Raw genomic sequence first — 26,155 nt, forward strand, 5'->3', positions numbered from 1 at the left:
GCGTTCACGACCAGAGCTCGACCGCCAGGCGCACCACGAGCCGGTCCTTCTCCTTCTCCGCCTCGGGCAGCAGCGGGTAGGGCAGTCGCTGCTCCGGCGACGCCCGCCGACTCGCCGTCCGAGAGTGGCGCTGCGCTGCGGCGGGTGGCTGTTCCGGCGCGCCGTGATAGTTGCGCTCTGGTGATGCCGCTTTCGCGGCCGTCGCGGGCGCGGTGGTACAGGGCACGGTCTTACGCGCGCCTCCACAACCACCCGCACTCCGCTCCGCTCTCCCGCCGCACCGACGTGTATCGGAAGTGCTGGTTGGGAGTGGCAATGCAGGCGCCCCTGTGTGCTTCGATGCTTCGGTGATTCGACTGACTGTTTCCACGGCTGATGGATCTCCGGCGGCCTGCGTTGTCAGGCCGCGTGATGCGTCTGACGTCGATGAGTGCGTCCGAGTGCTCGCCCAGGTCCATGACCGTGACGGCTATCCGGTGAACTGGCCGGACCGGCCCAGCGAGTGGCTGATGGAGCCCTCCCAGTTCGCGTCCTGGGTGGCGGAACTGGACGGGCGCGTCGTCGGACACATCGGTCTGTCCCGTAGCGGGGCCGGGGACGTGGCACCGATCCACTGGAGCCGTCTGGAGGGCAAGCCTATTCAGTCCACCGCGGTGGTCAGCCGTCTGTTCGTCTCACCCACGGCTCGTGGATACGGAATCGGCGCCCTGCTGATGGCCGAGGTTGTGAGGGAGGCACAGGAGCGTGATCTGTACCCGGTTCTCGACGTCGTGGCCACTGACACGGCGGCAGCCGCTTTGTACGAACGTCTGGGCTGGCGCTTGCTGGCCACGGTCGACCAGCGGTGGAGTCCGGCTCAGACAGTGACCGTGCGCTGCTACGCCGCGCCTGCGTGACCGCTACAACCACGGCACACCGCGTCACAGCCACTCGGTGATGGCTGCGACGAGGACGGTCGCTTCGTAGCGGACGGCGAGTTTCTCGTAGCGGGTGGTGACCGCGCGTTGGTGCTTGAGGCGGTTGATCCCGCACTCCACCGCGTGGTGCTCTTTGTCGTCGGTCTTGTCGAACTTCGGCGGCCGACCACAGCGGGAGCCGAGCCATCACGATGCTGGGGTTGCGACGCGGTTCAAGCTATGAGCAGGCGGAGGCCAAGCTCTGCCGCGTCGAGGTCGGCGAGGTCGCGGTTGCGCTCGGCCCACCGGCCGGAGGCGAGGTCATCGCTGAGGCTTCGCACCGCCCGCTGTTCGGCCTCCGGCCCGACCCTCGTCCACGCCGACATCGCACGGCGCACGTGATCCTCCAGATACGCCCCGGGCCGGCGCCAGTATGCCTCGAACAGGCCGTCAGTGCAGTCCCACGGAATGGGCACCGGCTCCGCGCGGGCGCCGATCGCGTCGGCCATCCCGGCAAGCGAGGGCCATTGCGTAAAGAGGCCGACGAACTCGGGCAGGTAGTCGCGAGTAAGCCAGAACCGGCGCTGCCATCCAGGCTCGCTGGCGTCGAACGTGAGCACCACCACGCGGCGGGCCACACGCCGCATCTCGCGTAACCCGGCGATCGGGTCCCGCCAGTGGCGAACGGTGGAGACGGCCATTGCGGCGTCGAAGGACTGGTCCTTGAACGGCAGGCTCTCCGCGGCGGCGGCCACGCACGGTGCCGCGCCGGCGGGCCGCTGCGCCCGCATGACCGCCGACGGCTCTACTGCGATCACGTCGCGGTCGGAGGGCTCGTAGGAGCCGGTACCCGCCCCGACATTCAGCACCGTCTGTGCGTCCCCAAGCGCTTCCCAGATCTGCGCGGCGATCCGCAGCTCGGTGCGCCGTGTCGCGGTGTAAGCGCCGCCGATCGCGTCGTACAGCCGCGCGCCGAGCATCTCCAGTTGCTCCTCCGGCGTCATCTTTATTCCCTTCGCCCGCGCCTCGAGTTCCCTGTCGATGGCCGCCACCATGGCATCAGCGCGATCACGCCGTTCCAACAGCAGGCCGCGCAGTCGGCGCAGGTGCGCGACCGCGTCGGTGGACGGGTCGCCGACCAGGTCCGCGACCTCCCGCAGCCCGAAGCCCAGCCGCCGGTAGGCCAGCACCTCCCGCAGCCGCTCCACGTCACCCGCCGAGTAGGCCCGGTACCCGGCTGCGGTCCGCGCCGACGGCCGCACGAGCCCGATCTCGTCATAGTGATGCAGCGTGCGGACGGTCACGCCGGCCAGCTCGGCCACGCGTCCCACGGTCAAGTGCTCCTCCACGCCACCGACTATGCAGTCTGACGGCACGTGAGGGTCAAGCGCCTCGCTCCCGGCAGCACGTGCGTGGCCGGTCGCGACCGGGTCGACCGGGTCGACCAGGACAGCCAGGGTCCTGGGTGCGCTTCCGTTGTCATCCCGGACGATGACCTACGCCGGCAGGGCCGCCGCCTTCCGTATGGCCGTGACGGCCGCCGTCGCCCAGAAGCGACGTTCAACACCCTCAGCTGACTCATGGGCAAGGGAAACCATGCGCCATGGCCGGCCGAGTCGGTGGATGAACCCGTGCGCGGCGACTTTGCCGCTGGCGGCTGAGACAAGAATCCGAGGCCGATTCCGTTAGTCCAGCAGGTCTTGCCCACGGCTGATTCTGCGGGTGACCGGCAGCAGTGTTTGCCGGTCGGTTTCGACAGCACTCCGGGGCCGATCGAGCCTGGAATGCCGGTGAGAAGTAACAGCACCCGGAGACCCGAATGCTCGCATGAAGGAGGCCGGCACGCGGGGCGCATGGGCTCTGGCGCACACGCGCGGCTCCGTCGCGAAGGTGTGCCGCAGGGTGTCCGCGGAGATGGCGGGCGCGCCGTTGTGGCCGACCGGGTTCGCCTCGGCCGCGAATTCATCCGGCATCGGGGCGTGTGCTTTGAGATCATGACTGCACTCGCCGCGGCGGACCGAGTCGTTGGCCTCTACCCCCAGGGAAAATGAACTCTTTCAGCTACGTTGAATCGTCCGAGTCCCACCCCGAGATCCCGCTCGTCGGCGGTGACGTCACCGAGGGGGTGGTGCGGGTCGGCGACACTGTGCGCCGGCCGGTCGGCCCCAACGCCCCGCTTGTCCACGCGCTACTGCGCCATCTGGAGGAGGCCGGGTTCCCGGGCGCGCCGCGGTTCCTCGGCATCGACGCGGCCGGGCGTGAGGTGCTGACCTTCGTTCCCGGCGAGGTCGCGGGGCGGCCGAGGCCGGCGTGGCTCGCCGACGAGAAGCGGCTGGCCTCCGTCGGGCGCCTCGTCCGCGACTACGACGACGCCGTCGCGGGGTTCGTCATCCCTGAAGGAGTGCGGCCGAGCCGGGGGCTCGCGGAGCCGCCGGGCATGCCGCCCGCGCCGCCCTACCCGGCTGAGGTGGTCGGGCACAGGGATTACACGCCGGACAACATCGTGTTCCGGGACGGTGAGGCGGCCGCGCTGATCGACTTCGACCTCGCCAAGCCGACCACCCGGGCAGATGAGGTGGCCAACGCGATGATGTACTGGGCGCCGCTGTGCGACCCCGTCGACGCCGACCCGCTGTTGCGGGAGGTGGACGTGCCGCGCCGCTGCCGGATCCTGGCCGACGCCTACGGGATGTCGGAGGTCGACCGTTCCCGGGTCGTCGAGGTGCTCGCGCTGGGGACCCGGCGGGCGTGGTTCCTGATGAAGCAGAGAGCTGAGGAGCAGGGCGGCGGCTGGGCGAGGATGTGGGATGAGGGCATCGGCAATGAGATCAAGCGGCGCGAGGCCTGGCTGGATCGCCATGGCGCGGCCATCGATGCGGCGCTGAGCACACCGTAATCCCGTCAGCGCCACGGTTTGTGCCACCCGGACCAACTCCAAGACAAGTCGATCGCGGTGTTTGATTCCGTGCGTGCTGTTCTTGGAGCCTCCCCCTGGAGCGTGGACACCTTGACGTCCGGTCGATGTCGTCCATCGACCCGACAGCTCAATCGGCTATTGGTCGCGGACCGGAATCGGCTCAGCTAGCGCAGCGCGCCCGGGAGGCGCGGGGAAGGGGTCGGCGAAGTACTGGGTCTCGTGCGTTACGAGACCATCGGTGATCTCCATAACGCTGAGCGAGTATGTGGGCACGCCGTCATAGGTGATCACGCACTCGCTCACCCAAAGGTCGCCGCCGCCCAGGATTCGGCGGATGGTGAAGTGGCGTTCGGCCGGGTGCCCGCCGCGTTGCGCTTGGATCCTTGACCGGCCTCTGAAGCGCTCGCCCGACTGCGGGTAGTCCAGGATCGCGTCTGCAGCGTAGATCGCGTGCTCAGCGTCGACGTCCCCGCGTTCGGATGCCTCCCAGTGCTGCTGGAGCCGAGCCCGGATATCGGCTTCAGGATCACTTGCGCTGTTCACCCGTTAGCCCCTCATGACCAGAAGGAATGTCGCTGGCTCGCACGACAGGTGTTACCCGAGGGTTCTTGTGCAGCTTGGGACCGCGGTAGCCGACCTCCGGCCCCGATGCAAGGCGGCGCTCAGGGGCGGCGACCACCCGTTCGGCCGCACGTTAGTGAGCGAGGTTGGCGCCCGTGCCGACGCCGATCTCTAAAACCTGCCCGCTCAGGTCCCCGACCAGATGGTCGCGCACCGCCCCCAGCCAGGCTCGTTCGGCGGTCCGCGTGATGGTGTCGTAGAACCTTGCGAAACATCGGTGCCCGCGGCCGCCTACGTGATCAGCCATGACTGCCCCCTGCCCTGCCGGATCCCGGCAAAACACGGTCACAGCGTGTCGCGGACCATCGCAGATCGAGTTCCCCTCGGCGGGTGATGATCAGCCTTGACGGCTGAAGACAGCGGCGCACGAGTAACCGCGGCTGTAGGAGTCCCGCGCCGCATCACGCGGCGCGAACACGGAAGGTTGCACACCGGAACAGCGGCCCGCCGCTCATTGACGGCGGGCACCACGCGTCCCGGAGCAGCCGCTCGCCGCGGCGTCACTTATCGACGGCGAGCCACCACGGGCTCATCCCGTCTTGGTACGCCGGCGGGAGTCCTCGAGGTAGCCGTTGACCGCGGCACGGGTGGCGCGTAAGGCGGAGTCTGAGGTGTCGAAGGTGCGCTGGGCGACCCCGACGAAGATGCAGTCGACGATGAGGAGCTGGCTGATCCGGCTGGCCAGCGATCCCGGGCGGAAGGCCGTCTCCCGGCCCGCCGAGACCAGTACGTGGTCGGCGAGTTCGGCCAGCGAGGACCGGGGGTTGTTGGTGATCGCGACGGTGGTGGCCCCGGCCGCGCTCGCCACCCGCATCGGGCCGAACACGTCGGGCGTCTCGCCGGTGCAGCTCACTCCGATGGCGACGTCACCGGATCGGACGAGCGCCGCGCTGGTGAGGGCGAGATGCGCGTCGGTGAAGGAGTGGCCGGGGAGCCCGATCCGCATCAGCTTCTGCGCCATGTCGACCGCGACGAGGCCGGAGGCGCCGACCCCGTACGTGTCGACCCGGCGCGCGGTGGCCACGGCCTCCACGACGGCGGCCAGCCGTTCCGGGGCCAGTTGGGCGGCGGTGTCGGCGAGGGCCTCGGACTCGGCCCGGGTGACCTTCGCGATCACGTCGGTGAGGGGATCGTCCGGCCCGAGGTCGCCGGGGACCAGGCGCTCGGGCTTGGCCCGCGCGACCGCGCCCGCGAGGGCGAAGCGGAGCTGGGAGTAACCGGCGAACCCGAGGGCCCTGGCGGTGCGCACGATCGTGGCCTCGCTCGTTCCCGAGGCCGCGCTGAACTCGGTGATGGTGCTGGCGGCGACCATCGCGGGATCGTCCAGGATGAGCCGGGCGACGGACTGGGCCGCGGGTGTGAGGGAGGGCAGGATCGCCCGCACCGTCGCGACCAGGTTGACCGGGGTTGGGCCCTCGTGTTCGTTCACCCTTCTGCCTTCTCCTGTCGGGGTCGCGTTCGTTCGCTGCCGGTGAGCCATCGGGCGACAACGCGCTCAGATGCCCGCGAGACGCCGTGTGTAGTGACATATACCGCGCCAACCGGTTGAGCGGGAATGCCAGTCTCCACCACGATCGCGTCCGGCCGGGCCTGTACGGCCGTCGCCAGCAGTTCGTGGACCCACGCGTGCCTGCCCGCGTCGTGGACGACCAGCACGACCGGCCGGTCACCACTCAGATCGGGAAGCGTCGTGGCCTCCGCGGTGATCGTATGTCCCTCCGTGCCCGGAAGCAGCTCGTTCAGCTCACGGGTGAGGCCCACCGGCGCACCGGACTCGACCGCCCGGCTCATCCGGGGTGCGATGTGGACCACCAGAGGCGGCTCGGAGATCGGGACCGGCTGGGGAGTGCCAGTGGTGGGGGCGCCGGTGGTGGGGGCGCCGGTGGTGGGGGCGCCGGGTACGACGACGCGCATGGCCGCGCGGGCCACCTCCAGGCCGAGCTGCTCGCCGCTCTTCTCGGCGCCCTCCTCGACGCTCTCCTCGTCCGTCCCCTCGGCGTATCCGCGACCGGGACGTTCCTGGGCCGCGCGCCGCGTGGCCGCCTGGGCGGTGTGCCAGTCGGCGACGGCGAGGACCCGGGCCGCGGCCTCGGCGAGGCGCTCCTCGGGCAGCCGTCCGTCGCGGACCGCCGCGACGATCGCGTCACGCAGCGCGTAGACGCTCTCACCGCCGGGGGAGGAGACCCCCACGCAGATCGCGTCCGCACCGGCCATGAGCGCGCGTACGGCGACCTCGCCGGGCGGGTGGAGGGCGGCGACGGCGCGCATCTCGATCGCGTCGGTGACGAGCATCCCGCGGAAGCCCAGCTCCTCGCGGAGCAGCCCGGTCAGGATCCGCCGGCTGAGCGTGGCGGGGCCGTCCGGGTCGAGCGCGGGCACCAGCAGGTGGCCGCACATCATCGACTGGACGCCGGCCTCCACCGCCGCGCGGAACGGCGGCAGGTCACGCTCGCGGAGCACCTCAAGGGACGCGTGGACGGTCGGCAGCGCGAGGTGCGAGTCGGTGACGGTGTCGCCGTGGCCGGGGAAGTGCTTGGCGCACGCGGCCACCCCCTCGGCCTGGAGGCCAGTGATCCAGGCGGCGGTGTGGCGGGCGACGAGCTCGGGATCGGGGCCGAAGGAGCGGATGCCGATCACCGGGTTGGCCGGGTTGGCGTTGACGTCCGCCACGGGCGCGTAGTTCAGCGTGACGTCCGCCGCGGCGAGCAGCCGGCCGATGGCCCGGGCGACCTGCTCCGTCCGGGTGACGTCGTCCACCACGCCCAGCGCCCGGTTGCCGGGCCATGAGCTGCCGGGCCCGGCCTCGAAGCGGGTGACCGCGCCGCCCTCCTCGTCGGCCGCGACGACCACGGCCGGGTTCTCCTCGCGCAGCGCGGCGACGAGCGCGGCGGTCTGCGGGACGTCCACGATGTTGCGCGCGAACAGCACGGCGCCGCCGAGGCCGTCGGCGAGCGCCCGGCGGAGCCAGTCGGGCGGTGTGACGCCGTCGAAGCCGGGCTGGAGGACGGTCATGGCCAGCCGGTCCAGGCTGGAGCTGCTTGCGGACATGAGCTCACCCTCCTGTGTGGACGTCTTGAAGCAGGTTACACATCGATGACACTTTCTTTCATCATCATTGATCTGAAAGTAAGTTTCTGCCAATGTCGCGGTCGGTGCCTTCTTCTTCATGCCCCCTGGAGGTCCGCATGAGTTCACCTACCCGACGTTCTGTCCTGCGTGGCCTGGCTCTGGCCGCCGCCGCGACGGCTCTCCCCGTGTCGGGCCTAACCTCGATGCCCGCCTTCGCCGCCGGGAGCTCCGACGGCCACATCCCCCCGCTGCGCCAGATGCGCGGGATGTGGATCGCCTCGGTGGTCAACATCGACTGGCCGTCGAAGCCGGGACTCACCGTCGACCAGCAGAAAGCCGAATACCTCGCCTGGCTGGACCTGGCGCAGGTCCGCAAGCTGAACTCGGTCTTCGTCCAGATCCGGCCGACCGCCGACGCCTTCTGGCCCTCGTCGTTCGAGCCGTGGTCGGAGTGGCTGACCGGCGTGCAGGGACAGGACCCGGGCTACGACCCGCTGGGCTTCCTCGTCGAGGAGACGCACCGGCGGGGCATGGCCTTCCACGCCTGGTTTAACCCGTACCGCGTGTCGATGCAGTCGAACCCGGCCAAGCTCCACCCCGAGCACCCGGCCCGCAAGCACCCGGACTGGATCGTCTCGTACGGTGGAAAGCTCTACTACAACCCCGGAATTCCGGAGGTACGGGCTTTCGTCCAGGACGCGATGATGGACGCGATCACCCGGTACGACATCGACGGCCTGCACTTCGACGACTACTTCTACCCGGTCAACTCCACGGCGTTCGACGACAGTGCGGCCTTCGCGCAGTACGGCGCGGGCTTCCCCGACCTCGCCTCCTGGCGGCGCCACAACGTCGACCTGCTCGTCCAGGAGATGCAGCAGCGCGTACGGCAGGCCAAGCCGGAGGTCGCCTGGGGCATCAGCCCGTCGGGCATCTGGCGGAACAAGTCCACCGACCCCCTCGGCTCGGACACCGCCGGCGGCCAGTCCTACGACAACCTGCACGCCGACACGCGGGGCTGGGTCAGGAAGGGCTGGCTGGACTACATCGCGCCGCAGATCTACTGGTACATCGGCCAGTGGAACGCCGACTACGCGAAGCTGATCCCCTGGTGGTCCGGCGTGGCGGCCGGTACCGACGTGCAGTTGTGGATCGGCCAGGCCGCCTACAAGGCCGGTGTCGACGGGCAGCCTGCCGAGTGGTTCCAGCCGGACGAGCTCACCCGGCACCTCACGCTCAACCGGAACCATCCGGAGGTCGGCGGGGACATCTGGTTCAGCGCCGCCGACGTGCGCGAGAACCGGCTGGGCTCCCTCTCCACGGTCGCGACCGACCACTACACCCGACCGGCCCTCGGCCCGCTGCTGCCGCGCCTCGCGAACGGCCAGGCCCCGCGGCGTCCGGTCCTGGCCACCGCCCGCCGGGCGGCCGGAGGCGCCGAACTGCACATCGTCGCGACCGGCAGCACCATCCCGTTCCAGTTCGCGGTCTTCCGGTTGGACCGGGAGGCGGGGGCGGGCGACTTCGCCGACGCCCGCAACCTGGTCGCGCTCGTCCCGGCGGACCGCAACGTGCGCTGGGTGGATCCCGAAGGCGGCCAGGGCGTGACCTACTACGTCGCGGCCGTGGACCGGGCGAACCGCATGAGCGAGCCGAGCGACGGCCGCACGGTCCGCTGATCCGCGCACCTGGACGACCCGCACCATCCACCCCCGGATGACCCACCCGGCCGGTACGGCTCCCGCCCCCGCAGGGAGCCGTGCCGGCCGGGCCGGGGACCGGGACCCGCGCCGGTCAGGCGATGAGCCTCCGGTGGGCGGCCATGACCTCCCGGGCATCAGGGGCGTCCGGCGCGGCGTGGTGCAGGGCCAGGGCGGCCGCCCCGGCCGCGCCGTCACGAGCGGCGAGCGTGGGGCGGCCGAGCCCGGACCTGACCAGCTCGGCCAGCACGGTGGGGTTGGTGAGCAGCGACCCAGCGAGCACCGTCGGCCCGGTCTCCTCGCCCAGGGACTCCGCCGTGGCGACGAGCCGGTCCGCGGCCTCCTGGAGGATCGCGAGAGCGGTCGCGTCACCCAGGCGCGCCGCGGCCTCGACCGCGGGAGCGAACCGTCCCAGCCACGCGGGACCGGCCTCCGTGACCCCGGCCTGGACCGCACGCACGACCCGGTCCGGCGAGAGGCGCACGGCCCCTCCTCTGGCGCCGGGCTCGCCCGGAACGTCGATCAGGGTGTCGTCGACAAGGGCGTCGCGGAGCGAGCACTCCGGCGGCCCGTCGAGCAGCGCCGTGGGCGCGCCCCGGCCGTCGAGCGCGGCCAGCAGGGCCTGTACCGCCCGCCGTCCGATCCACACCCCCGACCCCTCGTCCCCGAGGATCCAGCCGTACCCGTCGGCGCGCGCGACGATGGCGCGCTCGTGGATCCTGGCGGCGATCGCGCCGGTCCCCGCGATCAGGACCGTCCCCGACGGCTCCTCGGTGGCGCCGGCGAACGCGGCGAGGATGTCGGGCACGACCACGGGCCGTCCGGACAGCCCGCAGGCCCGCCACGCCTCGGTGGCGAGGCGCTCGGCCCGCTCCGGGGCCGAGCCCGCGCCCGCGAGGGCGAACACGCCGCCCACGACCCGGTCCGGCGCGATGCCGGTGAGGGCGTCCTCCAGCGCGGTCCGCAGGCTGCCGACGGGATCGGCGGCGGAGAGCACGTTGGCGCCCGAGCCGCGTCCCCTTCCGGCCACCTGGCCCGTACGTGTCGCCACCACGCAGCGGGTGCCCGTCCCGCCGCCGTCGACGCCGATGACCAGAGTCGTCACACGCTCTCCATGTGTAGATAATCTTCCAAGAACTATATTCCTATGAAGAATCCCGACAAGGAGCAGGCGTGCGGGTGCTCGGGCTGATTTCGGGGACGTCCCACGACGGGATCGACAGCGCGGTCGTGGACTGGACCATGGCGGACGGCGTGCTCACCGGCGTGATCGAGCACATCGGCGCCCGGCCGTACGAGCCGGAGTTGCGCGCCAGGGTCGTCGCGGCGCTGCCGCCGCACCGGATCGACATGGCCGAGGTGTGCCGCCTCGACACCCTGATCGGCCAGGCGTTCGCCCGCGCGGCCGAGGAGTGCCCCGCCGCCGACCTGATCTGCTCCCACGGCCAGACCCTCTACCACTGGGTGGAGGACGGCCGGGCGCGGGGCACGCTGCAGCTCGGCCAGCCCGCCTGGATCGCCGAGCGGCTCGGCGTCCCGGTCGTCTCCGACCTGCGCGTCCGCGACGTGAGCGCGGGCGGCCACGGCGCCCCTCTGGTGTCCGCCTTCGACCTCCCGCTGCTGGCCGGGCTGCCGGGCCGCACCGGGGCGCTGAACCTCGGAGGGATCGCCAACCTCACCGTGCCTGATTCCGCCGTGCCTGATTCCGCCGTGCCTGACTCCACCGTGCCTGACTCCGCCGTGCCTGACTCCACCGGAATCCACCGGGCCGTCGCCTACGACACCGGTCCGGCCTCCGCCCTGCTGGACGCGGCCGTCCTCGCCGCGACCGGCAGGCCGTACGACGAGGACGGCCGTCTCGCGGCGGCGGGGAAGGTCCACGATGGGCTGCTGGCCGAGCTGCTCGCCGATCCGTACTACCGGCGCACGCCGCCCAAGAGCACCGGCAAGGAGCTGTTCCACGAGGGATACCTGGCGCGGGTGGCGGCGCCGTACGGGCTGGGGCTGGAGGACCTGCTCGCGACGCTGGCCGCGCTGACAGGGGAGACGGCGGCGGCGGAGATCCGGCGGCACCGGCTGGACACGGTTGTCGTGTCCGGCGGCGGCCTGCGCAACCCGGTCCTCATGGGAGAGCTGGAGCGACGGGCGCCCGGCGCGCGGTTCCTGGCCAGCGACGAGCTGGGCGTGCCCTCCGACGCCAAGGAGGCAATCGCCTTCTCATTCCTGGGCTGGCTGACCGCGCACGGACTGCCGGGGACGGTTCCCACCTGCACGGGAGCCTCGGGGGCGCGGGTGCTCGGCACCGTCACCCCGGGACGGCAGCCGCTGCGGCTCCCCGCGCCCCTCGCGGAGCCGCCGGCGCGTGTCCGCGTGACCGCGGCGCGGTGATCCGCGGTTCGGGCGACGGAGCGTCCCGGATCGAGAATGGGACCGTAAAAGGACGCGATTAGGGCTTTCCGTTAATGACGGCCGGGCCAAGTATGTAGAGGAGGGAGGGACCGGCCCGTCGACCGCGGGTGCCGTCCTCCACACCGTCTTTCCGGGGAACCGCCTCCCCGGGTGTGAGGAGGAACACGATCGTGACGCAGACGCCCCAGACGGGCCGCGCGACTCGTACAGGTGCGGCCACCACGCCCCGGACGACGCGGAAGCCGGCGACGAGGAAGCAGCCCACGAGGGCCGCCGCGAAGCCGACCGCGGAGACCGCGGTCCCGTCCGCCGTGAAGCCCATATCCGTGGCGGAGCAGCACAACGGGCAGTTCACGCTGAACCTGCCCATGGTGAGTCTCCAGTTCCACCGGCCGCACATGCCACACCTCGAGATGCCGCACATGCCGCACATGCCGCACGTCGGCCGTCAGGAGGTCGGCCACGCCGTCGACGTCGCGCGGTCGTTCCTTCCGCCGCCCGAGCGTGTCGCGTACTACGGAGGGCTCGGCGCCCTCGCCATCTTGGGTGTGATCGACTGGCCCGTGGCCGCCGCCATCGGCGTCGGGACCGTGCTCGCGCAGCGCGGCCGCACGGAGGAGTCGAAGGCCTGGTCGCAGGAGCGGCGCCCGACCCCAGTGGCGACCGCCGCCCGGACCGCGCGAGCGGGCAGGTGACCCCGCCATCCCGTCCGGACGGCGCGTCCGCCGTCCGGACCGGCCATCATGCCTGCCACCGGGCCGACCACAGGGCCGACCACAGGGCCGGCCACTGGGCCCACCGCCGCGCCCACACGACAGGTGGGTGCTGACATGCGGTTCGGTTTGCCTTCCCTCGACACCGTGCTGAGCATCCTGCCGGAGCCGCTGCGAAGTTTCCTACCGCGCCCGCGGCGCGTCCAGGCGTGCGCGGGCGGAGTACGGATCGAACTGCGCGAGATCGGCGGACCCGACACCCGCGACGCCGTCGAGGCGCTTGAGGCGCAGCTGCGCGCGGCGGGAGCGGATCGCGCGGAGGTGAACGGCGCGCTCGGCTGCGTCTTCGTGACCTGTGCCGAGGACACCGCCGACATGGACCGTCTGCTGGCCGTCGTCGAGGAGTACGACGTCGCGCCGCCCGGCAGTGACGAGCAGGCCGTCGAAATGGCCGAGGTGGTCGCTGCCGAGGAGGACGAGGACGAGGAGGAGACCGAACCGGCCGGCGGGGTCCGGTGGGCGCGGGACGGCGTGGAGCAGGAGGTGCACGCCGGCATCGCCCTGTTCGGCGGGCTCGCCGGCACCGGCCTCGCGCTGGCCGGCTTCCTCACGCGCTCGCGGCGGCTGCCGCCGACCGTTCCCGCCTTCGTCCAGCTCGTCGAGCACACCCCTCGGGTGCGGGTGGCGCTCGAACGCCATGTCGGGGTGCCGGCGACGGACACCCTCTTCACCGTGACGCGGATCGTCACCCAGACGCTCGCGGTGCGGCCCATCGCCCTCTTCCTGGACTCGACGGCGGCGGCCGGGCGGTTCGCCGACTCCCGGGCCGGCCGCCGTGCCTGGGAGCGCCGCGAGGAGGAGTTCGCCGCCCACGACGGGGCCTACCGCCACATCCGGGTGCCGATGAAGCCCCGCTCCGCCCCGCTGCCCCATGGTCCGATCGAGCGGTACGGCGATGCGGCGAGTTTCGCCGCGCTGGCCGCGCAGGGCGTCACCTCGGTGGCCAGCCGCAGCCAGGAGCGCGGGCTGGCCATGCTGATCTCGGGGACGCCCAAGGCCGCGCGTCTCGGCCGGGACGGGTTCGCCAGCGCGGTCGTGCAGGCGGTGTCGGACCGGGGCGGGATCGTGCTGCACCGGACCGCGCTGCGCCGCATGGACCGGATCGACGCGGTGCTCCTCGACGCCCGGGTGCTGGAGACGGGCGGGTGGACGATCGAGGAGGTGGTGCCGCTCGCGGAGGGTGGGGATCTCGACGCCCTGCACGCCCGGCTCTACACGCTCCTCGACCTGAAGGACCCCGCTGCCCGGCGCGCCGAAGCAGGATGGATCGCCGAGCCCCTCACCGGCCCCGCGGCCGAGGAGAGGGAGCGGGTGGCGCGCTGGCGCGAGCGCGGCGTGCGGCCGATCGAGGTGACGAGGGACGGCACACGGGTCGCGCTGGTGGGGCTGGCCCCCGAGCTGCACCCGCTGGCGGAGGCGCTCGCCGCCGCGGCGAAGGGGACCGCCCGGGTGTTCGTGGCCGGCGGCGAGCCGGGGCTCGGCCGCCGGCTGGGTGTGGAGCAGATGGCCGTGGGCGCGGCCCACCTTGTCGAGTCGGTGCGGACGCTCCAGCGTGAAGGGCACGGCGTCGCCCTGGTGTCGCGCCGTTCCCCGCACGGGCTGGCCGAGGCCGACATCGGCATCGGTGTGTTCCGGAGCGGGTCGAGCCACGTCCCCTGGGACGCCGACGTGATCGCCGACCATGAGGGCGTCTATCTGCTGCTGCGCGGCCTGCCGTACGCCAGGAAGGCGAGCGAGCACAGCGTGCGGGTGACCCTCGGCGGGGCGGTGATCGGCGCGGGGCTGTCGACCCTCGGGCCGGCGGCGCGCGCGATCAGGAGCGCCGTCCTCGTGGGCGACGCCACCGCGCTGGCGTCGATGGTGGCCGGGGCGCTGGTGGGCCGCGGCATCCGGCATGTGGTGCCGCCGTCCGGCGCCGACCGCACGCCCTGGCACGCGATGGCGACGTCCGACGTGCTGGCCCGGCTGGACACCTCCGACACCGGGCTGGCCGACGAGGATGCGGTCCAACGGCGCGGGATCGCCCCGCCCCGCGCCGCCGAGGCGCCGCCGTCGCTGGTGCGGGCGTCCGTCGAAGAGCTCGCCAACCCGCTGACACCGGTCCTCGCCACGGGGGCGGGGGTGTCGGCCATGGTCGGCTCCGTCCTGGACGCGGTGCTGATCGCCGGTGTGATGGTGGTGGACGCCGTCCTGGGCGGAGCCCAGCGCAGGGACGCCCAGCGCGCGCTGCGCCACCTCACCAAGGAGACGGAGGTCCACGTACGGCTCCTGCGACGCGGCGGAGGCCGAGGGGGAGCCACCGCAGAAGACCTGGTCCAGGGCGACGTGATCGAGCTGCGGGCCGGGGACGCCGTGCCCGCGGACGCCCGGCTGCTCCGGGCGGTCGGCCTGGAGGTCGACGAGTCCACGCTGACCGGCGAGTCCCAGCTCGTGGTCAAGACGAGCGCGCCGACGGCGGCGCAGGCCGTGGCGGACCGTACGTCGATGGTCTACCAGGGCACCACCGTCGCGGCGGGGCACGGCCTGGCCGTGGTGGTGGCCGTCGGCGAGGCGACCGAGGTGGGCCGGACCGCGGAGCTTGGCAGGGAGGGGCCGCCGCCGAGCGGTGTGGAGCTGCGCCTGCGCGAGCTGAGCCGGCGCATCCTCCCCATCGCCCTCGGGTCCGGCGCGCTGCTGATGGTGATCGACCTGCTGCGCGGCTCACCCGCCGCCACCGCCGTGTCGACCGCGGTGAGTCTGTCCGTCGCCGCGGTCCCCGAGGGGCTGCCGTTCATCGCCACCGTCGCAGAGCTGGCCGCCGCCAAGCGGCTGTCCGCCCGAAACACGCTGGTCAGGAACCCCGCGACGATCGAGGCGCTCGGCCGCGTGGACGTCCTGTGCTTCGACAAGACCGGAACCCTGACCGAGGGGCACATCAGCCTGGGCCGGGTGTCCGACGGCTGGACCGAGCAGGACGTGGACGCGCTGACGCCCCAGCTCCGCGCGATCGTCGCCGCCGCGCTGCGGGCCAGCCCGAGGTTCGGGGGCGGCCGGGCCATCCCGCATCCGACCGACCGCGCCGTGGTGGAGGGGGCGACCGGCGTCGGCATCACACCCGAGGACGGCCTGCGCGAATGGAAGCGCGTCGACGAGATGCCGTTCGAACCGGCCCGCGGCTACCACGCCGTGCTCGGGCTCTCCGAGACCGGTCACCTGCTGAGCGTCAAGGGCGCTCCCGAGATCGTGCTGACCCGCTGCGACACCGTCGAGCGCGACGGCAGTGCCGTGCCCCTCGACGATGTGACGCGGAAGGAGCTGACCGAGGAGGTGGACCGGCTGGCCCGCCAGGGCTACCGCGTGCTCGCCGTGGCGGAACGCCGCGCCTCCAGCCGCGCCGACCTGGACGAGTCCAGGATCAGCCGGCTGTGCTTCCTCGGCTACCTCGGCCTGTCCGATCCCGTACGGCCGACGGCCAAGCGGAGCGTGGAGGGGCTGACCCGGGCCGGGGTCAGGGTCGTCATGATCACCGGCGACCACCCGAGCACCGCCGAAGCGATCGCGGCCGAGGTCGGCGCGCTGAACGGGCTGCACATCATGACCGGCCCGCAGGTCGACGATCTCGACGACGCCGCGCTCGTGGAGGTGCTGCCCCAGGTCTCGGTCTTCGCGCGGGTCACTCCGGCGCACAAGGCGCGGATCGTGTCCTGCCTGCGCCAGGCCGGGAAGATCGTCGCGGTCACCGGCGACGGCGCCAACGACGTGCCGGCGATCCGGCTCGCGGACGTGGGCGTGGCGCTCGGGGAGCGGGCCACGCCCGCCGCCCGGTCGGCGGCCGACATCGTCGTGGCCGACAACCGCATCGAGACGATCATCGACGCGATCGTCGAGGGACGGGCGATGTGGGGATCGGTCCGCGACTCGCTGGGCATCCTGCTCGGCGGCAACGTCGGGGAGATCCTCTTCACGGTGGGATCCAACCTGCTCACCCAGCGCAGCGCGCTGAACGCCCGCCAGCTCCTCCTGGTCAACATGCTCACCGACATGCTCCCCGCTATGGCGGTGGCCGTACGCCCTCCGAGCGCGACCAGCCCGGAGAAGCTGCTCGCGGAGGGGCCGGAGGTGTCGCTGGGGGCCGCGCTGACGCGCGACATCTACCTGCGCGCGGGGACGACGGCCGTGGGCGCCGGGCTCGCCTGGGGGCTCGCCCGGATGACCGGAACCCGTGGCCGCGCGGACACCGTCGGGCTGATCGGGCTGGTGGCGACCCAGCTGCTGCAGACGCTCATGACGGGAGGCAGGGACCGCACGGTGGTGATCGCCGCGATGTCGTCGTTCGCGGGCCTGGCCCTGATCATCTCGGTGCCCGGGCTCAGCCAGTTCTTTGGGTGCCGCCCCATCGGCCCGTTCGGATGGGCCATCGGGCTCGGCTGCTCCGCCGTGGCGAGTGCCCTGGGGCAACTGATCGAGCGGAGCATCGCCCCGTCGGCCATCGCGGCAGCTCCGGTTGCCGTCGAGGCGGCCCCGGCGCTCCTCTAGCAGTCAGTCACATCGGGGGGCGGATCGGCGGTCTTCGGGGCAGGTCAGTAGTTATCGGGACGGGTCAGTACTCTGGTCAGTACTCATCGGGGGGCGGATCAGCGGTCTTCGGGACAGATCACCAGTCATTCGGGCAGGTCGGCGGCCATCGGAATAGTGCAATAGCCATTGGCTGTTCACCTGCTGTTCACCTGAATGGTCCGGATGTAGTCGTTTATATGGTGAAATCTGTCCTTAAGTGCTGGTTCGCCCCCGTGAGGTATCCAATGACCGAGTTCCTGGCTTCCGTGCTGGCCAAGGCGGCTTTCATCGCCCTCGAGGCCCTCGTCATGCGCATCGTCCAGTCCCTGATCCTGTCCACCGTGCGTACCACGAGTGGGCCTGGGCCGGTGTACTTCCAGGCGGCGTAGTCCCGCCCCGGCCACGGCCCCGCCCGCGCCCGGAGATCACTCTCCGTGGCGCACCGTTCGGACCTCGCAGAGGAGATACCGGCGGAAGGCGGGGTCATCGTATGTCTCCGGCCGTGCGACCGAGCGCGGACTACCACGTCCCGGCTCCGGCGAACTCCCGGGTCCGGGCGATCGGGTGGTCCGCCCCCATCGCGAGGTCTCCCAGGTCGTACGTATCCCCAATGTCGTGATCGCCGCCGAGATCCCGGGTTCTCCCGATGGCACGAGGCGGCCCGTCAGGCACCGAAGACGTCCTGCTGATAGCGGCCCTCCTCCTCCAGGCGCCGCACACCCTCCTCGCCCCAGATCTCCGCGAGCGCCCGCCGCACCGCCGGGGCCATCCGCACCCCGTCGCCGCACACGTAGACGTACGCGCCGCGCTCCAGCAGATCCCGTACGCCGTCGGCGTCCGCGAGCAGCGCGTCCTGGACGTACCGGTGCGGGTGGCCGGGCAGCGCGGAGAAGGCCAGGTGCACGTCCGCGTCCCATTTCTCGTCCCGGTACAGCCAGTCGTGCTCGGGGTGGCGGCAGCCGTAGAACACCTTCGCCGGACCCGAACCCGCCCGCAGCGCCCGCTCCTCCAGGAAGCCGCGCAGCGGGGCGAAACCCGTACCGGGACCGATCAGGATCACCGGGGTGGCCGGGTCGTCGGGCAGGTGGAACGGCGGAGACGGCACCCGGACGTACCCGTAGAACGTGTCCCTGGGCGTCAGACCGGCCAGGTAAGCCGAGCACATGCCCCGGTACTGCCCGGTTCCCGACCAGGCGGGCCCCTCCACCAGTCCCACCGTGATCCGCACCTGGCGCGGCCCGGCCAGCGGAGAGGAGGAGATCGAGTAGAAACGCGGCCGGATCGGACCGCACATCTCCAGGAAGGCGTCCAGCGGCAACGCGACCGAGGGGAACCGCTCCAGCAGCGCCAGCACGGACACCCGCTTGGCGAGCACGTCCTCGGCGTACTCCAGCCGGGCCAGCTCGCCCCTGGTCCACGGGCACTCCGTGAAGGAGGCCAGCGTCTCCAGGTCAGAACGGGTCGCGACCTCCTGTAGCTCGACGAACTCGGCCAGCAGCAGTTCCGTCGGCACCGGGACGCCCAGCGGCAGGTGCGTCGATCGCTCGCCGTCCTGGCTCAGCCGAACCACCTGGCCCGCGGGCAGCCGCAGGCAGCGCATCGCCCACGCGACCAGCTCGGGATCGTTCTTCGCGTACACCGCCAGATGGTTGCCCGCGTCGTACGTCACGCCCTCGGGCAGCTCGGCGACGATGGAGCGCACGCCGGGCCGGGGCCGCTCCGCACCGAAGTCCCACAGGCCCGACGGGTCGGCCACCAGCTCCTCGTTCGAGAACACCGTGAGCGGGAACGCTTGGTCGGACACGACCGCGGGCCGCACCTCCGCCTGGGTCAGCAGCTCGGCGCGGTAGCGTCGGCCCTCGGGCTCGGCCGCCGCGCCGTACTCGGAGGCGAGCGCCGACCACAGCTCCGCGGTCCAGGAGCGCACGTCGCCGTCGAAGTCGCCGGACGCGTCGGCCTCGCCGCGCGGCACCAAGGGTACGGCTCCCGCCGCCAGCAGCTTGGCCTCGATCCTCCTCGGGAAGGCCTGGTACGTCGGCCACTGCGTGTTGCCGCAGCCCAGCACGGCGAAGCGCACCCCGGACAGGTCGCCGAGGCTCTCCGCGGCGTCGAAGGCGGCGGCGTTGTCCGGGGCCCTGCCGTTGTAGCTGGCCGCCACCACGACGAGCAGCCCGTCCGCGGGCGGCTGCAGCGCGTCGAGCGTGGTCAGCGTGGTGGCGAAGCCGGATCGGCGGGCCTGGTCGGCAACCTGCTCGGCGATGTCCTGCGCTGTGCCGAGGTTCGAGCCGTAGGCGACGGTCAGGCCGACACCCTGGACCCGGACCTCCGCGCCCTTCCCGGCCTCCTTCGTGCCCTCCTCCGCGGTGGGAGGGGCGGCCAGGGCGCTCATACGCTCGGCCGGCTTGCGGGGCCGTACCCGGATGGTGAAGTTGTCCGGCTTCAGGGTGAGGGTCTGCTTGATCTCCATCCGGTAGGCGGCGGGGTCGGAGAGCGCGAACCTCTGCAGGATGAGCGCCAAGGCGAGCCTGGCCTCGGTGAGCGCGAACTGGCGGCCGATGCACGCCCGCTCGCCGTTGCCGAACGGCTTGTACGCGTGCGGGTGGTGGGCCGCCTTGTTCTCGGGCAGCCACCGGTCGATGTCGAACTCGTCCGGCCGGTCCCAGGCCTTCGCGGCGCGATGCAGCGGCGGCAGCAGAATCACGCACTTGGTCCCCTTCGCCAGGGCGTACCGGCCGCCGATCACGGTGTCCCGGTACGGCGTGAGCCCGATCGCGGGGATCGGCGACCACAGCCGCAGCGTCTCGTCGAGGATCCGGGGGATGACGTCCAGCTTCATGATCGTCTCGTAGGTCGGGACGGTGTCGCCGGGAAGCAGCCGGTCGGCCTCGGCGTACGCCTGGGCCAGCACGTGCGGGTTGCGCAGCAGGTTGTAGATCGCGAAGGAGAGCAGGCCGCTGGTGGTCTCGTGTCCGGCGATGAGGAAGGTCAGCACCTGGTCGCGGATGTTCTCGTCGGACAGCCGCTCGCCGGTGCGCGGGTCGGCCGCCTCCAGCATCAGCCCGAGCAGGTCGCGTCCGCTGCTCCCCGTGCTGCTCCCCGTGCCGATTCCCGCGCCGCCCGCACCGTCCCCACGCCGCTCGCGGATCACCTCGTCGACGAGCTCCTGCATACGCCGGATGTCGGCCCGGTACGCCGCGTCGGCCTGCTTCTTCATCCGGGTGACGAACGGGAGCTGCCGGTTGCGCGCCATGGCCTCCGTGAGGGCGTTGCCCATCGACGCGAGGAAGGGGTGCAGCCGCTCCTCGGCGAACGAGTCGAAGCGGCAGCCGAACCCGGTGAGGGCGATCGTGTCCAGGGTCAGCCGGGTCATGTCCTCCGGCACGTTGACCTCGGCGGCGACCTCGGCGGTGACCCCGGTGACGCTCGACCACTTGGCGGCCAGCGCTTCGGCGACCTCCAGCATCTGCGGGAAGTAGGCCTTCATCGACCGCTGGCCGAACGCCGGCATCAGGATCCGGTGCGCCTGCCCCCAGACCGGATCATCGCTCCGGGCGGTGAACAGCCCGTCCCCGCCGAAGTCGCGGACGATGGACAGCGGCGGGTCGATCGGCTTGTAGAAGCGGGTCTCGTCCGAGAGCTCCGCGATGAGGTCGGGATCGTAGACGAACACGACGTCGTGACCGACCAGCTCCAGCCGGAACAGTCCCTCGGGATGCCGTTCGGCGAGGTCCACGAAGAACGCGTTGGGGTGGTGCCGCGGAACCTGCAATGAGTTTCCGACGACGGGCAGCCCCGGGTGGCTGGGAATGGTGCTGAGCTCGTCCATCTCTTCTCCTGGCACTCCTCGTTCGGTCAGCCATACACCGTATGGAAAGCTACCATACGGTGTATGGCAGCCAGTGCGCGGAGAGGATCCCCCCTCTCATCCAGGGAGATCTACGGTGAGGCCCTGCGCCTCATCGACGAGCGAGGGGTCGAGGCGCTGAGCATGCGCAAGCTCGCCGCCGAACTCGACGTCAACCCCATGTCGCTCTACCACCACGTGCCGAACAAGGAGGCGCTGCTCGAAGGGGTGTGCGACCTCGTCATAAGCGGGATCGAGCTTCCGGCGGACGACGCGGCGCCCTGGCAGGAACAGCTCAAGGCACTCGGCGTCGGCCTGCGGGCGATCGCGCTCGCGCATCCCGCGCTGTACCCGTACCTGGTCTCCCGCCCGCGGCTGATGCGTCACGACACTGTGTGGGAGGCGCAGAACCGGGTGCTGGCAGCCGCGGGCGTGCCCGAGGAGCGTCGGCCCCGGATACGCAACGTGCTCTTCGCGTTCACCACGGGATTCCTGCTCACCGAGATCAACGGGGTGTTCCCCGAGCCGGACGACGAGGCATTCGACGAGGCCGTCGACCTCATCATCAACGGCCTGTCGGCATACGGGTCATGCGGGGAAAGTGGGGCCTGATCGGGGAGCCACGGATGTGATCATCTGTGCGATAGTTGTCTCTCCAGGATTGACCAGGAGTGTGCGGTGACCGCAGAACGTTCCGTTCCGGCCGGAGTGGACCCCAATCGTCCCAGCTCGGCCCGCATCTACGACTACGCCATCGGCGGCAAGGACAACTACGCCGTCGACAGGCAGGTGGCGGAGACCGTCTTCGCGCTGGCCCCCGAGATGCGTTCCATGGCCCGGCAGAACCGCGAGTTCCTCGGCCGTGCCGTACGGTTCCTCGCCGAGGAGGCGGGCATCCGGCAGTTCCTGGACATCGGGTCCGGCCTGCCGACCCAGCGGAACGTCCACGAGGTGGCGCACGAGGTCGATCCGCGCTGCCGGGTCGTCTACGTCGACCACGACCCCATCGTCGCGAGGTACGGCGACGCGCTGCTGGCCACGAGCGGCGACGTCGCGTTCGTCCAGGCGGACCTGCGCGCCCCCGACGACTACCTCGGCCACCCCGACCTCCAGCGGCTGATCGACTTCTCCGAGCCGGTCGCGGTGCTGATGGTGGCCGTGCTGCACTTCGTGCCCGACGAGGACGGCCCGGCCGAGGTCGTGACCCGGCTCCGCGACCTCATGGCCCCGGGCAGTCACCTGGCGATCTCCCACGTCACCAGCGAGTTCCGGCCCCAGGAGATCGGCAATCTCGTCGCCGTGTCCGGGCGCGCGGGCGCGCCGTGGGTGGCTCGCGACCGTGCCGAGATCATGCGCTTCTTCGACGGGTTCGAGCTCGTCGATCCTGGCCTGGTGACCGCTCCCGAATGGCACCCCCACGTCGCGCGGCCCGTCGAGCCCGAGAAAATGTGGGTCTACGCCGGCCTCGGGCGGCTCGCCTAGGTGGACCGACCACGTTGCCCGGATGGGCGGCGCTGGAGCGGGTCCGGGTGTCGTTAACCAATGTGACACCTGCCGCCAAGTGGCACACACAGGCGGTTCTGGACCTCCTTGCGGACGCGCTTCACCCTTCCTGCGGCGACTCCGCAGCTGCCAGAGAGCGCCGACGTCGCTCCACGAGGAGGAAGCGGACGACGATGAAGCCGATACTCGCGGCAGCCGCCGTCCATACGATCGTCTTCCCTAGCCGGAGTCGAGCAGCACGCTCATGATTTCCGCGATCGACCACCCGCTGGTGGTATAGGCACGGCTTTCAAGGTCGGCGGAGCTGTGGGAGAGGGCGTTCACGAGGGAGGTTGCCGCGCCGAATCCCGCTCCGACCGCCAGGGCGCTCACCAGGATCTCCACGGGACGGGTCACACGCGAGCGGTCCCGCTGTCGACCGCCATGCCGCTGATCGTCAATCATGATGCCTTTCTACCGTACAGATCATGATGTGTACGGCGGATGCTCCATGCCGACAGACCAGGGATCAGCCGCATTTGGCGGTTGGTGACATGGCCGTTAGGCGTACCTGCTGGGTCCTTGGGCGGGTAGCCGTGCTATCGCCGGGGTGTTTCGTGAATGCCGCGGCAGCGCGCGGGTAGCGGAAATCCGTGACATGGGCGGACATGGGCGGACACGGGCATGGACACGGACATCGACATGGACACCGATGCGGACACCGACACGGACAGGGCCCTGGTGGGCATCCTGCTTGACCGGTACGGCCGCACCTACGCGGAGGAGGCCGGCATCCGGCTCGCCGACAAGCCGGGCCCGCTGTACCAGCTCCTTGTCCTCACCACCCTGCTGAGCGCCCGCATATCGTCGGACATCGCGGTCGCCGCCGCGCGGGAGTTGTTCGCCGCGGGTTATCGCACGCCGCGGTCGATGCGGAAGGCGAGCTGGCAGGATCGGGTGGACGCGCTGGGGCGGGGCCACTATCGGCGGTACGACGAGCGTACGTCGACGATGCTCGGCCGCGCGGCCGACATGTTGATCGACCGGTGGTCAGGCGATCTGCGCCGGCTGCGGGAGGAGTCCGGCTGCGACCCGCGACGGATCAAAGCTCTGCTCACCGAGCTTCCCGGCATCGGACCCACGGGAGCCGACATATTCCTGCGCGAGGTTCAGGTGGTGTGGCCGCAGGTCGCACCGTATGTCGACGACCGTGTCCTTGACGCCGCCCGCACTGTCGGCCTGCCCCGGCAAGGTGGCCCGCTGGCCGCCCTGGTCGGATCGGACGACGACCTCGCCCGGCTGTCCGCCGCGCTGATCCGGGTCTCCCGTCGCAAGGGATCGACCGACGAGGTGAAATCCGCCGCGCGGTCACCCCGGTGAACGGTTCCGGTAAGCGGTCGGCGGTCATCCCGGCGAAGCGAGCCGTGAGGTCACCCGGCCGCGTGGTGGCGCCGCAACAGCAGGTTTCCCACGCAGCGGTGACGAGCCGGTCAGCCGATCAACCCGCCCAGCCGTCCCTCCAGGGTGGCCAGCAGTTCCCCGAGCGCGGCGGCCAGCTCGTCTTGGCGGTCGCCGCCGAGACCGGACAGCAGCGTGACCTCCGCCGCGAGCTGCTCGGGGAGGAGCCGGTCGATGAGCTCGCGGCCGCGGTCGGTGAGCGAGAGATGGAACACCCGCCGGTCCCGATCGTCCACGCGGCGCGACACCAGGCCGTTGTGCTCCAGGACCTTGACGCGCTTGGTGACGGCGGCTCCGGACGCGAAGGTCTCCTTGGCGAGGCGACTCGGGGTCAGCTCGCCGCCAACCCTGCGCAGCGCCCCCAGGATGTCGAACTCCGGCCGGGTCAGGCCCTCCTCGCCCAGCAGGATGTCGGAGGCCTGGCGGAGCAGCGCGCAGCAACGGTTCAGCCGGCCGATCACGGCCATCGGCCCGAGATCCAGCTCCGGATGGACCTGCTGCCACTGGCGCAGCACTCCGGCGACGACGTCCTCCACGACCGGTTTCCCTTCGATGGTCTGGCTTGCCAGTCTGGCAGCAGCGGCGATCGGGCGAGCACGGCGCCGGATCAGGCGGCCCGGGCCAGGGGCAGCCCGGCGGCCAGCTCGGCGAGCAGCCGGTGGCCGTCGCGTTCCGCGAGCGCGACCTCCTCCTCCGGGAGGGCCCGCTGCCACCACTCGCCGGAGGCGACGTCGACGGCCTCCCGAAGCTGGACCAGCGCCACGGCCAGCTCGCGCCGGACCCGCGCCTCCTCCCGCGTGCCCGCCGGGTCCTGAGCTCCGTCCCGATCCGCGCCCCGATCCGCGCCCCGATCCGCGTCGGGATCAGCATTCAGATCAGCATTCAGATCAGCATTCGGACCGGCGTTCGGATCGGCCTGCAGGCGGCGCGCGGCGGCCTCCGCGCGTGCCACCCGCCGCAACGCGCACTCGACCCTGCCGCCCGCCCGGCGGTTGGTCACCAGGAGGCAGCTCAGGATGCCCAGGCCCGCTCCGACGCAGGTGTCCAGCCAGCGGTCGGCGACGAGCACCGAGGCGGGCTGCCGCACGGCGAACTCCGTCATGAGCAGGGCCATCGGGGTGAGAAAGACGTTGCCCACCCAGTAGTTGCGGGTCATGGCCGCCTCGGTCAGGAACTGGCAGACGAGCATCGACGCGATGAGCGCGAGCGGCCCGATCCGCGACACCGGCAGGATCGCGGTGAACAGCACCAGCCCGGCCAGGTTGCCGAGGACCCGTTGCAGGGCCCGCTGCCAGCTCAGCGACGTGTTGGCCTGGAAGACCGACGCGGCGGTGACGACCGCCCAGTACGGATGACCGACCCCGGCGGCCATGGATCCCCATCCGGCCAGGGTGCAGCCCAGCGCCACCCGCGCCCCGATCGGGAGCAGCGGGGATCCTGGCCGCAGCTCGGACAGCACGGCACGGAACCCGTGCGGGCCTTCGCGCGCGGGAAGGCGGGACGCGACATGGGGCCCGGGCTCCGGTTCCACCGCGGGCAGCGGACCGTTCCCGCGCAGCGCGCGGGCCCACGCGCGGAGCCGTACGGCCTCGGCGTGGTCGGCCCGGTCACCGGCGAGCGCGGCCTCGGCGTGCTCCACGAGCCGTTCCAGCACGGCACGCGATCGGAACCCGGCGGCGGTCCTGGGACGCAGCAGCAGAAGGGTGTGCCAGGCGGCGTTCACCGCGGCGGCCGTGTCGTGCCGGGCCGCGGCGCGCGCGTGCCCCTTCTCCCGCGCGCCGGAGCGCAGCAGGGCCGCCGCCTCCAGCGCGCGAGCGGTGGCGACGCGCTCCGGGCCGTGCGGCCGGACGAGCGCCGGGGCCAGGCAGACCAGCAGCGCCATGACCCCTCCGGCGAGCCCGACGGCCAGATGCCCGGGGATGTCGCCCAACGGCTGGGGAATGAACGCGCAGCTCGCGGCGACGAACGTGAGGACGACGTTGCCCGGTGGTCCGATGCGCGTCGCGTCGCAGAGCATCCGGTGGACGGCGGCGATCAGCGCGGCGACGGCCACCCTGATGACGGTCGAGTCGGTGAGCGACGCGGTCAGCAGCGCCACGCCCGTGCCCGCCAGCATCCCGGCCACCACCCACGGCAGGGTCCTGGCCCGCGCCGCGTACGGCAGGCCGTGGCCGTAAAGCGCGCAGAGAGCGCCGGCGGAGGCGTAGACGGCGAGGTCGAGCCGGTCGAGGACGAGCAGCACGAGGCTCGGGACGGCGGTCGCGACCACCACACTGAGCGCGGGCTTGTGCCAGATGTCCCCGTACGGTCTCAGGCGGAGCATGCCCTTGAGCGGAAGCGGCTGGACGCGTGCGCCCGTCCGTGGGCGTACGGACGTGTCGTGATGGTTCCCCTCCCGCATGGGTAACAGATTAGCCTCTAATTTACTTGGAAAATATCTCGCCCGGATG

At 71.6% G+C, this 26,155-nt stretch carries 22 protein-coding genes; 10 read left to right on the forward strand and 12 right to left on the reverse strand.

The features are described from left to right. Positions 1 to 4 precede the first annotated feature (4 nt). Entirely contained in the window at positions 5 to 226 is a 222-nt protein-coding gene (locus tag QSK17_RS13360; protein WP_285704989.1) for a hypothetical protein, read from the reverse strand. A gap of 214 nt (positions 227 to 440) precedes the next feature. Here QSK17_RS13360 and QSK17_RS13365 point away from each other — a divergent pair, with 214 nt between their 5' ends. Further along, entirely contained in the window at positions 441 to 896 is a 456-nt protein-coding gene (locus tag QSK17_RS13365) for a GNAT family N-acetyltransferase (RefSeq protein WP_285704990.1), read from the forward strand. 233 nt (positions 897 to 1,129) lie between these two features. Here the strand turns inward: QSK17_RS13365 and QSK17_RS13370 are convergent, their stop codons facing one another. Continuing rightward, positions 1,130 to 2,245, reverse strand: a complete 1,116-nt coding sequence (locus QSK17_RS13370; RefSeq protein WP_285704991.1) for a MerR family transcriptional regulator — start codon at positions 2,243 to 2,245, stop codon at positions 1,130 to 1,132. Positions 2,246 to 2,943: 698 nt separating this feature from the next. Here QSK17_RS13370 and QSK17_RS13375 point away from each other — a divergent pair. Further along, positions 2,944 to 3,792: a phosphotransferase gene (locus QSK17_RS13375; protein WP_285704992.1), complete on the forward strand. Its 849-nt coding sequence runs from the start codon at positions 2,944 to 2,946 to the stop codon at positions 3,790 to 3,792. 156 nt (positions 3,793 to 3,948) lie between these two features. Here the strand turns inward: QSK17_RS13375 and QSK17_RS13380 are convergent, their stop codons facing one another. The 4 genes from QSK17_RS13380 to QSK17_RS13395 all read right to left on the reverse strand — a co-directional run bounded on the left by QSK17_RS13380 (position 3,949) and on the right by QSK17_RS13395 (position 7,482). Next, positions 3,949 to 4,356 carry a nuclear transport factor 2 family protein gene (locus QSK17_RS13380; protein WP_285704993.1) on the reverse strand — a complete coding sequence of 136 codons (408 nt, stop codon included), beginning with the start codon at positions 4,354 to 4,356 and terminating at the stop codon, positions 3,949 to 3,951. A gap of 151 nt (positions 4,357 to 4,507) precedes the next feature. Then, positions 4,508 to 4,681: a hypothetical protein gene (locus tag QSK17_RS13385; protein WP_285704994.1), complete on the reverse strand. Its 174-nt coding sequence runs from the start codon at positions 4,679 to 4,681 to the stop codon at positions 4,508 to 4,510. 282 nt (positions 4,682 to 4,963) lie between these two features. Next, positions 4,964 to 5,863 carry a MurR/RpiR family transcriptional regulator gene (locus QSK17_RS13390; RefSeq protein ID WP_285704995.1) on the reverse strand — a complete coding sequence of 300 codons (900 nt, stop codon included), beginning with the start codon at positions 5,861 to 5,863 and terminating at the stop codon, positions 4,964 to 4,966. After that, positions 5,860 to 7,482: a glycoside hydrolase family 3 protein gene (locus tag QSK17_RS13395; protein ID WP_285704996.1), complete on the reverse strand. Its 1,623-nt coding sequence runs from the start codon at positions 7,480 to 7,482 to the stop codon at positions 5,860 to 5,862. The genes QSK17_RS13390 and QSK17_RS13395 overlap by 4 nt, the downstream gene beginning before the upstream one ends. A gap of 137 nt (positions 7,483 to 7,619) precedes the next feature. Here QSK17_RS13395 and QSK17_RS13400 point away from each other — a divergent pair, with 137 nt between their 5' ends. After that, entirely contained in the window at positions 7,620 to 9,182 is a 1,563-nt protein-coding gene (locus tag QSK17_RS13400) for a glycoside hydrolase family 10-like protein (RefSeq protein ID WP_285704997.1), read from the forward strand. A gap of 115 nt (positions 9,183 to 9,297) precedes the next feature. Here the strand turns inward: QSK17_RS13400 and QSK17_RS13405 are convergent, their stop codons facing one another. Further along, positions 9,298 to 10,308, reverse strand: coding sequence for an N-acetylglucosamine kinase (locus QSK17_RS13405; protein ID WP_285704998.1), 1,011 nt, complete (start codon positions 10,306 to 10,308; stop codon positions 9,298 to 9,300). 68 nt (positions 10,309 to 10,376) lie between these two features. On the opposite strand from QSK17_RS13405, the gene QSK17_RS13410 reads away from it, so the two are divergent. Continuing rightward, positions 10,377 to 11,591: an anhydro-N-acetylmuramic acid kinase gene (locus tag QSK17_RS13410; RefSeq protein ID WP_285704999.1), complete on the forward strand. Its 1,215-nt coding sequence runs from the start codon at positions 10,377 to 10,379 to the stop codon at positions 11,589 to 11,591. Positions 11,592 to 11,649: 58 nt separating this feature from the next. Here the strand turns inward: QSK17_RS13410 and QSK17_RS13415 are convergent, their stop codons facing one another. Then, positions 11,650 to 11,982, reverse strand: a complete 333-nt coding sequence (locus QSK17_RS13415) for a hypothetical protein (protein ID WP_285705000.1) — start codon at positions 11,980 to 11,982, stop codon at positions 11,650 to 11,652. Between the two features lie 28 nt (positions 11,983 to 12,010). Between QSK17_RS13415 and QSK17_RS13420 the strand changes: the two genes are divergently transcribed. The 3 genes from QSK17_RS13420 to QSK17_RS13430 all read left to right on the forward strand — a co-directional run bounded on the left by QSK17_RS13420 (position 12,011) and on the right by QSK17_RS13430 (position 17,310). Continuing rightward, entirely contained in the window at positions 12,011 to 12,307 is a 297-nt protein-coding gene (locus tag QSK17_RS13420; RefSeq protein ID WP_285705001.1) for a hypothetical protein, read from the forward strand. A gap of 135 nt (positions 12,308 to 12,442) precedes the next feature. After that, entirely contained in the window at positions 12,443 to 16,900 is a 4,458-nt protein-coding gene (locus QSK17_RS13425) for a cation-translocating P-type ATPase (protein ID WP_285705002.1), read from the forward strand. Between the two features lie 266 nt (positions 16,901 to 17,166). After that, a complete protein-coding gene (locus QSK17_RS13430; RefSeq protein ID WP_285705003.1) occupies positions 17,167 to 17,310 on the forward strand; it encodes a hypothetical protein in 144 nt (47 codons plus the stop codon). Positions 17,311 to 17,585: 275 nt separating this feature from the next. On the opposite strand, the gene QSK17_RS13435 is transcribed toward QSK17_RS13430, so the two are convergent. Further along, positions 17,586 to 20,747, reverse strand: a complete 3,162-nt coding sequence (locus QSK17_RS13435) for a bifunctional cytochrome P450/NADPH--P450 reductase (RefSeq protein ID WP_285705004.1) — start codon at positions 20,745 to 20,747, stop codon at positions 17,586 to 17,588. Positions 20,748 to 20,810: 63 nt separating this feature from the next. Between QSK17_RS13435 and QSK17_RS13440 the strand changes: the two genes are divergently transcribed. Both QSK17_RS13440 and QSK17_RS13445 read left to right on the forward strand, forming a co-directional pair. Continuing rightward, positions 20,811 to 21,377, forward strand: a complete 567-nt coding sequence (locus QSK17_RS13440; protein ID WP_285705005.1) for a TetR/AcrR family transcriptional regulator — start codon at positions 20,811 to 20,813, stop codon at positions 21,375 to 21,377. Between the two features lie 66 nt (positions 21,378 to 21,443). Further along, on the forward strand, positions 21,444 to 22,247 hold the full coding sequence (locus QSK17_RS13445; protein ID WP_285705006.1) for an SAM-dependent methyltransferase: 804 nt from the start codon (positions 21,444 to 21,446) through the stop codon (positions 22,245 to 22,247). Positions 22,248 to 22,487: 240 nt separating this feature from the next. On the opposite strand, the gene QSK17_RS13450 is transcribed toward QSK17_RS13445, so the two are convergent. After that, the gene (locus tag QSK17_RS13450) at positions 22,488 to 22,712 is read right to left on the reverse strand and encodes a hypothetical protein (RefSeq protein ID WP_285705007.1); all 225 of its coding nucleotides are present in this window, start codon (positions 22,710 to 22,712) and stop codon (positions 22,488 to 22,490) included. A gap of 219 nt (positions 22,713 to 22,931) precedes the next feature. On the opposite strand from QSK17_RS13450, the gene QSK17_RS13455 reads away from it, so the two are divergent. Continuing rightward, on the forward strand, positions 22,932 to 23,627 hold the full coding sequence (locus QSK17_RS13455) for an endonuclease (RefSeq protein ID WP_285705008.1): 696 nt from the start codon (positions 22,932 to 22,934) through the stop codon (positions 23,625 to 23,627). Positions 23,628 to 23,737: 110 nt separating this feature from the next. On the opposite strand, the gene QSK17_RS13460 is transcribed toward QSK17_RS13455, so the two are convergent. Both QSK17_RS13460 and QSK17_RS13465 read right to left on the reverse strand, forming a co-directional pair. Further along, positions 23,738 to 24,241 (reverse strand): MarR family winged helix-turn-helix transcriptional regulator, encoded by a 504-nt coding sequence (locus tag QSK17_RS13460; protein ID WP_285705009.1) that lies wholly within the window; start codon positions 24,239 to 24,241, stop codon positions 23,738 to 23,740. 71 nt (positions 24,242 to 24,312) lie between these two features. Further along, positions 24,313 to 26,106 (reverse strand): FUSC family protein, encoded by a 1,794-nt coding sequence (locus QSK17_RS13465; RefSeq protein WP_285705010.1) that lies wholly within the window; start codon positions 26,104 to 26,106, stop codon positions 24,313 to 24,315. Positions 26,107 to 26,155 lie beyond the last annotated feature (49 nt).

Origin of the sequence: Microtetraspora sp. NBRC 16547, assembly GCF_030268965.1 — a bacterium.
Taxonomy (GTDB): Bacteria; Actinomycetota; Actinomycetes; order Streptosporangiales; family Streptosporangiaceae; genus Microtetraspora.

Excerpts from the sequence above, each read along its gene's own strand:
- QSK17_RS13375 (WP_285704992.1), top strand. The coding sequence starts at position 2,944 with ATGAACTCTTTCAGCTACGTTGAATCGTCCGAGTCCCACCCCGAGATC.
- QSK17_RS13385 (WP_285704994.1), bottom strand. The coding sequence starts at position 4,681 with ATGGCTGATCACGTAGGCGGCCGCGGGCACCGATGTTTCGCAAGGTTC.
- QSK17_RS13395 (WP_285704996.1), bottom strand. The coding sequence starts at position 7,482 with ATGTCCGCAAGCAGCTCCAGCCTGGACCGGCTGGCCATGACCGTCCTC.
- QSK17_RS13400 (WP_285704997.1), top strand. The coding sequence starts at position 7,620 with ATGAGTTCACCTACCCGACGTTCTGTCCTGCGTGGCCTGGCTCTGGCC.
- QSK17_RS13415 (WP_285705000.1), bottom strand. The coding sequence starts at position 11,982 with ATGGGCAGGTTCAGCGTGAACTGCCCGTTGTGCTGCTCCGCCACGGAT.
- QSK17_RS13420 (WP_285705001.1), top strand. The coding sequence starts at position 12,011 with ATGCCACACCTCGAGATGCCGCACATGCCGCACATGCCGCACGTCGGC.
- QSK17_RS13425 (WP_285705002.1), top strand. The coding sequence starts at position 12,443 with ATGCGGTTCGGTTTGCCTTCCCTCGACACCGTGCTGAGCATCCTGCCG.
- QSK17_RS13430 (WP_285705003.1), top strand. The coding sequence starts at position 17,167 with ATGACCGAGTTCCTGGCTTCCGTGCTGGCCAAGGCGGCTTTCATCGCC.
- QSK17_RS13435 (WP_285705004.1), bottom strand. The coding sequence starts at position 20,747 with ATGGACGAGCTCAGCACCATTCCCAGCCACCCGGGGCTGCCCGTCGTC.
- QSK17_RS13440 (WP_285705005.1), top strand. The coding sequence starts at position 20,811 with ATGGCAGCCAGTGCGCGGAGAGGATCCCCCCTCTCATCCAGGGAGATC.
- QSK17_RS13450 (WP_285705007.1), bottom strand. The coding sequence starts at position 22,712 with ATGATTGACGATCAGCGGCATGGCGGTCGACAGCGGGACCGCTCGCGT.
- QSK17_RS13455 (WP_285705008.1), top strand. The coding sequence starts at position 22,932 with ATGGACACGGACATCGACATGGACACCGATGCGGACACCGACACGGAC.
- QSK17_RS13465 (WP_285705010.1), bottom strand. The coding sequence starts at position 26,106 with ATGCGGGAGGGGAACCATCACGACACGTCCGTACGCCCACGGACGGGC.